Here is a 7699-nt window from a genome sequence, read left to right as displayed (position 1 = left end):
CTGTAAGTTTTGAAGTAGTGTGTAGTGCCATCTCTATCTAAAATAGAATGCTCCCTAACTTTATCCGGAGTAGGGCTCTCCCCAGCCTTATCCTTTTTGCACTTTTTGGGAAAATCTAACTTTTCTCCGATTTCCCCGTCTTTTCCTATTAGTTCACCAATTATTACCTTAACTTTAGGATCAAAGTAGTCGTTTTTTTTGTTTGTTATAGGAACAATTCTAACTTGTGGAGATGACATCGCAAGTTGTTCACAGAACGGAGGTGGGCCAGGTGCAAGTGGCACAGGAGCGCATTTCACCACTTTTTGATAGCAAGTATCACAGGTATTTGCCATATCTTCAGGACTAAAAATGTTTGCTCCTTCGTCTGTGCTAGGGAAATATGAAAAAATCCCCATGCAGGCTGCTTTTTGGCTGCAAGCACATATCTTAGGAGAATTAACAAACTTACTTTTCTCTTCGTCAGTGACACCATCTGCCCATTCCCATCCAAGGCCTTCCGCAATTCCTTCCTTAATTTTGCCACCACCTAATATTATATCTCCTTCCCAGTCGATAAAAACTGCTGCAGAAATTCCAGACCCGCTCGCCTGCATTCCGTATATCTGGCGGCATGAAGTTTTGTTGGGTAATATATAACAATTATCTCCTTCATAGTCGCAAACTTGAATCTTCGGATCAAAATAACCACTTATCCCTTGATTTTTCACTGCCGTTACTTTAATTTCTTTTAATAAATGAGGATCAAAATTCAAATTACCCCACTTGCCAGTAACTAAGTTCCAAAGACCTTTTCCTATTGAGCTCTCTGCAGCTTCAACGTCAGTACGGAAATATAATATATCTTGGCAAACATCAGAGTACCCACTATTTGCACCAAGCAAAACCAACACTAGGAAAAAAAATTTGGCTTTAAGCCTTACACTTCTCATAAAACACTGGTAACCACTTATTAACTTCTTCACCTTTTTCTTTTATTGCTTCATACATATACTTTATAGTATCTTTATTAGCTGAAAGTATGTGTATTTCTTGCATATCTTTCAAATCTAAATTTAAAGTTACTAGTCCTTTGTACTGTTTTATCAAAAATAAACCTTCTTGTGTTGGTGTTTGCAGGATTATGTTCAGTTCCTCTTTCGATAGAGAAAATGCTTTCATGTATAATCTATTTGCATTGACGTTCGGCATCAAAATCCTTGTATCAACGTGTTTATCCAAATATTGAGTAAATTTACTAGCAAATGCCAGGTTTAAGTTTTCAGTACTTAGAATTACCACAACATTTAATTTTGTCATCCTGTGCATCCAGTTATCAAACTCTTTCTCTGTGGGAAAAATATTACTTATTTCCCATGCTTCATCCAAAACGAGTATTGCAGGTGAACCATCACATTTTGCTTCAAAAGAGTATAAAAAATAGTAGAGTATCACGGACATACATTCCTTTTGTTTTATAAGGTTTGCTGTGTTAAGAGATATAGTTCTTATTTCCCAGTCAATATCCGATTCATCACCATCTTGAAATAAATAAGCAAACTCACCATCATTGCACCATTTACTTATCTTACCCCCAAGGAGTAAGAGCACTTCAGAAATTTGTGAAATAGAACGTGACCCCCTTGGTATAGCAAATATAGAATCTACGATTTTTTTTATCTTCTCTTCCACATCCACCGAGTTTATATCAGCCACCATTCTTTTGATCAGTTCAGCTAACATATTGCGATTGGAAGTACTATTTTCAATGTTTAGTGGATTAAATTTCAGGCTTTTATCTTTATATTTTGGATCAATTATGTAGTATTTACCGCTCACCGCTTTAGTAAAAATTATTGACTTTCCAGTGTTGTCTAACATGATAATTCTAGGATCAAATTTTCTTGACTCTGACAACAGGAAGTTAATCAGCGAAGTTCTGCCTGAACTTGGAGCGCCGAGTATCGTAGTATGACCACTGTTTTTCTTTCCATGAAAATTAAAAAAGTAAGGGCTTCCTTTTTTTGAAAAAAAGACTGTTACTGCTTCCCTCCACCTTCCTCCTTTTAATGTACCTGACGTAAAATCATGTAGCATAGCAAAGCTGCAGGCATATTTTTTTAATATATTTTTCGGTTGTGCAATAAAAGTAAAATTGCCTGGAAGTTGTGCCCAAAAATGGTCTTCCATATGTAGATCAGCTCTAAACATCATCAACCCGACTAACGACATTACGGCGGACAAATCGCTGATGTTTTCAGCTAGTCTCTTTCTATCGTCAGCAAAAATTGTGAAAATAATTTTCTGTTGACAAAAGTCTATAGCAGAAGTTTTTTCAAGTTCTATTATTTCTTTGATTTCTGGGTTTTGAAGTAAGGTACTGTCCTCACTGATTTGCAGCATATTGATTTGTTTTTTGAATTCTTTGACTGCTTTGTTATTACTAGTGAATATTATTATTTCTGTAATAATAAACTCAGAGTCAAGTTGTAAACACCTATCTATATTTTCTAAAGGAATTTCCCGATATTCCTTTATACAAAAAATAGAACCAAATTTCTGTTGATTTTCAAATGTTGTTTGAAATGTGTTAAAACCAAAAGCTATCTTTAAGTTTTTAACATGCTGCGACAGGTCCCTTTCATATATTGGGTAATCTTTGTATGTTAACGTAACAATATAATGAAGAAATTCTATCATTTCAGAATACATTTTACGCTCACTAAACCTTAGGCCTAGCTTTTTAGCTCCGAAAGGCTCTAAATCACTTTGAATTAAATCAGTTACCCTTTGTAATTCCTGATGGTTTTCTTGTAGATACAGCTTATGCTGATTTTTTATTTTACTAAGAAAAAATGAATTACTAGTATGCTCGCCAAAATCGCTAAGTAATACTACGATGTATAACTCGTTTATATACTGCAGTTTACTATCAGTAAGTTTATTAAGCCACGTTGAATGTAGCTTATCAGAAAAGTCTCCAGTCTTATTCCATTTTAAACTCAGTTTATTGCGCTTTCGGACAGTATGAATCCAAACGGTGAAATATAAGCTATTGATATTTTTTGATATGCTTTTTCTAATTTCAGTTCTAAGGTCGCTGTAGTTATCAGCAGAGGAGTAATCTTCTAACTTGATTATTTTTAATAATTCTCCTTGTTTTGTCAGTATGGTTTCTTCATCATAATGACAAGCGTAAGGGATAAAGTCTAAATCAATACTTTCTAGTAATGCTAAATTATTCTTTTTTTCAAGCTTAGTGTTAATTGCTGGTATTTTTAGCTGCATACAACATTATGTGCGCTCAATAAAGGTATTGATCTTAATTTTTACCTTTTTCATCATCAGGTTTTACTTTTACAAAACTAAACTTCTCTTTCAAGTAGTCAGTTGCTTTTTCCGTGCTACCGAACATCATGACTAGTACGCTAAACATTATCATGAAAAAGATCAGGCCCCTAAACAATATTGCAAGTATCACTACAGCTATGCATAATCCTATGATTGTCGAAGGACTCATATTTTCTAAGGTATCTTTAACTGAAAATGAAGAAGTGAAATTCTTTACCGTTTCTTGTATATCCTTCAATTCATTACCCACTGAAATCGCTTTGCCTGAGTATGATGTAAAAATGAGGCTTAATAGGGCTATAAAAACTAAAATTTTATTCAATTGAATGTGCATCAACTAAATACCTTTTAAACACCACCTGATTATAACAACTTTCACATCAACAGGCAAGAACTGAATTTGTTTATTCACTACGAGTAACATATATTTTATTTTTACCGCTGTTTACTATCATCAATAAGAGGGCTCAAATCGGTGGATGTTAATTTACTTGAAGGAGGGAGTAAACACCGTGTGACTGCTGCTACTATAGCAAATACTATAGACATAACCAACAATCCTGTCCCTACCATCTCCAAAGTTACTACTCCTGTGATAAGACATCCTATTGCGGAGAGAGCACAACCTGTTGAAAGTGCAATGCAAAAATTTCTGTTATTTGGTTGTTTTTCAGGTGGAGTATCTTCGCTATTATTTTCATTTGCAGAAGATTTTTGCGCGATTGCAATGACATTTTTTCCGTTCTTTTTGTCTTCAGGTTTCATTAAATCCCTTGTATTCTTATTTGTTCCCGAAATAGCTGACGCTGAGACCTTTGGCTCTTCTTTGGCTACAATCACGTGCTGTAATGGCACTTTGGTTGATTCTTCTTTAACTTGGTATGCTTGACTACCTGAATTTTTATTTTCTTGCTTCTTTGGCTTTTCTTCTGGATCCTGCTCTGGTTGCTTAATTTCTTCTTTTTGTAGATTATCATTTCCTCCAACAGAGCTTGATACTGAGCTTACACTTCTACTTAATGGTGATGGTGAGTTTTTCTTGCTCGGCACGGGTGGGTTTAAATCATCACTGGATTTAGGAGTACCTGCGTCATCTTGTCCACCTATCCTACTATTTCTAAGATCGATTTGATAGTTGCTTCTGCTAATAATGTTTAAAATTATTCCTAATATTTTCCCTCTTCTTGTTTGTGGTCCTTGTGATTGTTCTGCTTCATTGTTAAATACTATAGGTACAGCTAGTTCTTCTGATTTCATTACTTTATCCTTCAATGCTGGAAGGAAGTTCTCGATATAATACTTGTAATATTTTTGATGTTCTTCTTGCTCTATCAGTGATTTTTCTAATTCACTTAATACATTAGGATCAGCCCCACTCTTGAAAAACTCTATGCATTTGTCGAGATCTCCCTTTTTTGGGCTTTTACGGTTATGTGTTTTTTTTGTTACCTTTGCGTGTATAGTGTTGTACAATTGTTCGTTAGGATCCCTTTCATTACTCTTAAGTTTTTTTAAAGTACCTAGCATAACATCTCTCCATACATAACAAAATGTATAGATACCTAATCAGCGTTAATTTTACATTAAAACTGGGGAATTATACTCTATTATGGACGATTACGGCGATTTTGCTTATTGGTTGATATTTGCTTTGCTAATGATTGAGTTTTTCACTTCTATAGATTTGTTTTTGATATAATTATTTGCCTGTTGAATTAACATATCTATCACTTCTTTTACGGGTCTTTCCCTATCAACCATGCCAACGCTTTGACCGGCCATTAAAGATCCTGTTTCAATATCTCCTTCAATCACTGCTCTTCTTAGGGCTCCAGCCCAGAATCTTTCTATTTCAAGCTGCCCATCTTCTTTTGAAATCTGTCCTTTTTGGTACTTATCAATAACTTCTCTTTGGTGCTTCACAAAATCATCACTCGCTTTGTTAGCTACGGCTCTTACTGGAATTACAGGAAAATCAGCACTTATTTGTACAGAAGAAACTGCGTTACGCGCAGCCGACTTAATAAACACCTCCTTGAAATTTTTATGGGCAATCGACTCATTTGTGCAGACGAATAATGTACCTATTTGACAGCCACTTGCTCCCATTTCTAGGTAATTCACTATCATCTCGCCTCTTCCTATTCCACCTGCAACAAATACTGGTGTTTGTTCACTTTTAAAGTAAGGTAATATCTCTTGTGCAAGAACAGAAGTACTAACTGGACCTATATGTCCACCTGCTTCCATCCCTTCTATTATTAATGCATCTACCCCTATTTTTACTAACCTTTTCGCAAGGTTTAATGATGGTGCAAAACACATAACCTTAGTGCCTACATTCTTGATTTTTTCTATGCTAGGTTTTGTCGGTAATCCACCTGCAAAAACTATATGGCTTACTTTTGCTTCAATACACACATCTATCAACTCACTCAAGTTTGGGTGAATAGTGATAAGATTGATGCAAAATGGCTTATTAGTGAGTTTCTGTGTCTCTGCGATTTCTTTTTTTAGCAATTCTGGAGACATAGCACCACATGCAATTATGCCAAAACCACCAGCGTTTGAGATTGCTGAAACCAAGTTTCTCTCTGAGACCCAGCTCATAGCACCACCCATTATTGCAAACTCACTACCAAGAAAATCCGTTCCTTTTTTCCAGAGATTGCTCAACATATAATCTATATAATGCGTTTAAAAATGTTTTGCTTATCTATCAATGTGTGTTTTAAAGCAGCAAGTATCACAAGACTATAAAGAATACTGTAAAGTATGTAAGTATCGAATGTAGCCCATTGGCTGCACTAGCTAGCTCTTTGTATTTACTAATCAACAAAGGGATATGAAAAAAATATTTGATCCCCTTACCAGAGGCAGAAAACATGACATAACCAGATAACGGTACCAGTATCATTAAAGCATATAAACCAAGGTGCACTGTTTTGCTTATATTGATCTCAAATCGGGAAAAACTTGCTGGAAGTGACGGAATGAAAGTAAAGGCGCAAAAAAGTATGCGTGCTATGACTAACCCAAAGATAGTGATAGCACAAGCCTTGTGAATAGCGTACATGATGAACTTAATTTCATTGCTAACTGGCAAGCTTTTCATATAAAACCTAGAGCAGAGCATACCGATAATAAAAACAACCATTAGCCAATGAATAATCCTTAAACCTAAGCTATATTTATTGTCTTCCATTTTGATTACTCTAAAGTAGCATTTATATAATAAAGAAACTATTTTTCAATCAAAATTTATTAAAACAACTTAGGTGTGCCGACAATACAGCTATACAAGTAGTAATTTGAAAGCAATCCCTAGTTGTTATCCAGTAGAAACAAAAAAATTACTTGACAGCTTTTGCCATTACCTTTATCATATTACTGGAGCTTCAGTCCATACAGATTAAACAATAAAAAAACTCAATGTACTTGGTGTACTTTTGTTTAATTTTTTGTACTATATGCACTCATGCCTTTATAAACTTTCAAGGGTTTTTACCTAGTATAAGCTAAAATGCGTTTGTCAAAGCGTTTAAGACAATAAAAAAAATGCCAATTTAAAAGATAGATAGTGAATAACTAGCTAACGGAGTTTCTTTTGCCTTTTTTTCTCATTTGGCAAATTTCTCAAATATTTATTAATAAAGCAGCATCATGGATCCCAGTGTCAGCTACTTGGATGATACTCTTGTGATAAGCTTAAATCACAACGTTTATACAGTTGCGTGTCAACTGCTTATATGACATCACTTTTGCTTTAATATTTACCACTCCCCTGAATAGATACATTAAATTTTTACGATCTTATTCTGAAAGTATATTAAATTTTAATCCCTTGAAGCTATTCTTACTTCCTTTTGGGTAGCTGAGAAACTTGCATGGAAGTATATGGAATATCCGGTTGCTTAATAACCTAGTTTGTAGATATATTACTATTCCTCTCGAAACTCTTACCTATAACTTCTGAAGCAACTTTTCCTCCTAAAAAACAGTTTGGCCCTAAACTTTTTTCTCCTCATTTTCTAACTCGTCAAACCTTGCTTTACCTTCATCATCAGCAAACTCCACTTTTATTTCATTACTATCTTCCTCACTACAATGTAAACAAATACTGATCTTTTCTGTTCTAGTAACAAAAGACATTTCAATGCTACCTGAGATATCTGCATAGTTTCTTTTTTCTCCTTAACCTTTTTCAAATTTTACCGAACTCTCCCCGATCTGTAATATACAAACTCTCAACTCTGGGGTTTTTATTTTTTGATTATTTATGATTTGCGCAGGTTCAACAATACTATCTTGCGCACATTTATAGCCCTTCCCATAATAGTCCAAGAGAGGTAAGATAAGGACTTATAGT

General features: G+C 34.7%; 5 protein-coding genes and 2 pseudogenes. All 7 read right to left on the bottom strand.

Features of this window, described 5'->3' with window-relative positions; translation table 11 throughout:
* Positions 1-965 (bottom strand): annotated as a pseudogene (locus IHO40_RS04910) (hypothetical protein); the annotation flags it as partial.
* A complete protein-coding gene (locus IHO40_RS04905; protein WP_225537031.1) occupies positions 913-3267 on the bottom strand; it encodes a VirB4 family type IV secretion/conjugal transfer ATPase in 2355 nt (784 codons plus the stop codon). The pseudogene IHO40_RS04910 and the gene IHO40_RS04905, both read right to left, overlap by 53 nt.
* 34 nt (positions 3268-3301) lie before the next feature.
* Positions 3302-3664 (bottom strand): hypothetical protein, encoded by a 363-nt coding sequence (locus IHO40_RS04900; RefSeq protein ID WP_225537030.1) that lies wholly within the window; start codon positions 3662-3664, stop codon positions 3302-3304.
* 101 nt (positions 3665-3765) lie between these two features.
* On the bottom strand, positions 3766-4857 hold the full coding sequence (locus IHO40_RS04895) for a hypothetical protein (protein ID WP_225537029.1): 1092 nt from the start codon (positions 4855-4857) through the stop codon (positions 3766-3768).
* 105 nt (positions 4858-4962) lie between these two features.
* Positions 4963-6009 carry an NAD(P)H-dependent flavin oxidoreductase gene (locus tag IHO40_RS04890; protein ID WP_225537028.1) on the bottom strand — a complete coding sequence of 349 codons (1047 nt, stop codon included), beginning with the start codon at positions 6007-6009 and terminating at the stop codon, positions 4963-4965.
* Positions 6010-6014: 5 nt separating this feature from the next.
* Positions 6015-6535 (bottom strand): annotated as a pseudogene (locus IHO40_RS04885) (cytochrome b).
* An 803-nt stretch (positions 6536-7338) separates the two neighbouring features.
* Positions 7339-7482 (bottom strand): hypothetical protein, encoded by a 144-nt coding sequence (locus tag IHO40_RS04880; protein ID WP_225537026.1) that lies wholly within the window; start codon positions 7480-7482, stop codon positions 7339-7341.
* Positions 7483-7699: the final 217 nt, after the last annotated feature.

Origin of the sequence: Wolbachia endosymbiont of Mansonella ozzardi (genome assembly GCF_020278625.1) — a bacterium.
Taxonomy (GTDB): Bacteria; Pseudomonadota; Alphaproteobacteria; order Rickettsiales; family Anaplasmataceae; genus Wolbachia.
Note: the sequence above shows the minus strand (reverse complement) of the source record. Positions and strands in the feature narration are given on the sequence as shown.

Bases quoted from the DNA above. Each gene is read 5' to 3' on its own strand.
- IHO40_RS04905 (WP_225537031.1), bottom strand. From the start codon at position 3,267: ATGCAGCTAAAAATACCAGCAATTAACACTAAGCTTGAAAAAAAGAAT.
- IHO40_RS04895 (WP_225537029.1), bottom strand. From the start codon at position 4,857: ATGCTAGGTACTTTAAAAAAACTTAAGAGTAATGAAAGGGATCCTAAC.
- IHO40_RS04900 (WP_225537030.1), bottom strand. From the start codon at position 3,664: ATGCACATTCAATTGAATAAAATTTTAGTTTTTATAGCCCTATTAAGC.
- IHO40_RS04880 (WP_225537026.1), bottom strand. From the start codon at position 7,482: ATGTCTTTTGTTACTAGAACAGAAAAGATCAGTATTTGTTTACATTGT.
- IHO40_RS04890 (WP_225537028.1), bottom strand. From the start codon at position 6,009: ATGTTGAGCAATCTCTGGAAAAAAGGAACGGATTTTCTTGGTAGTGAG.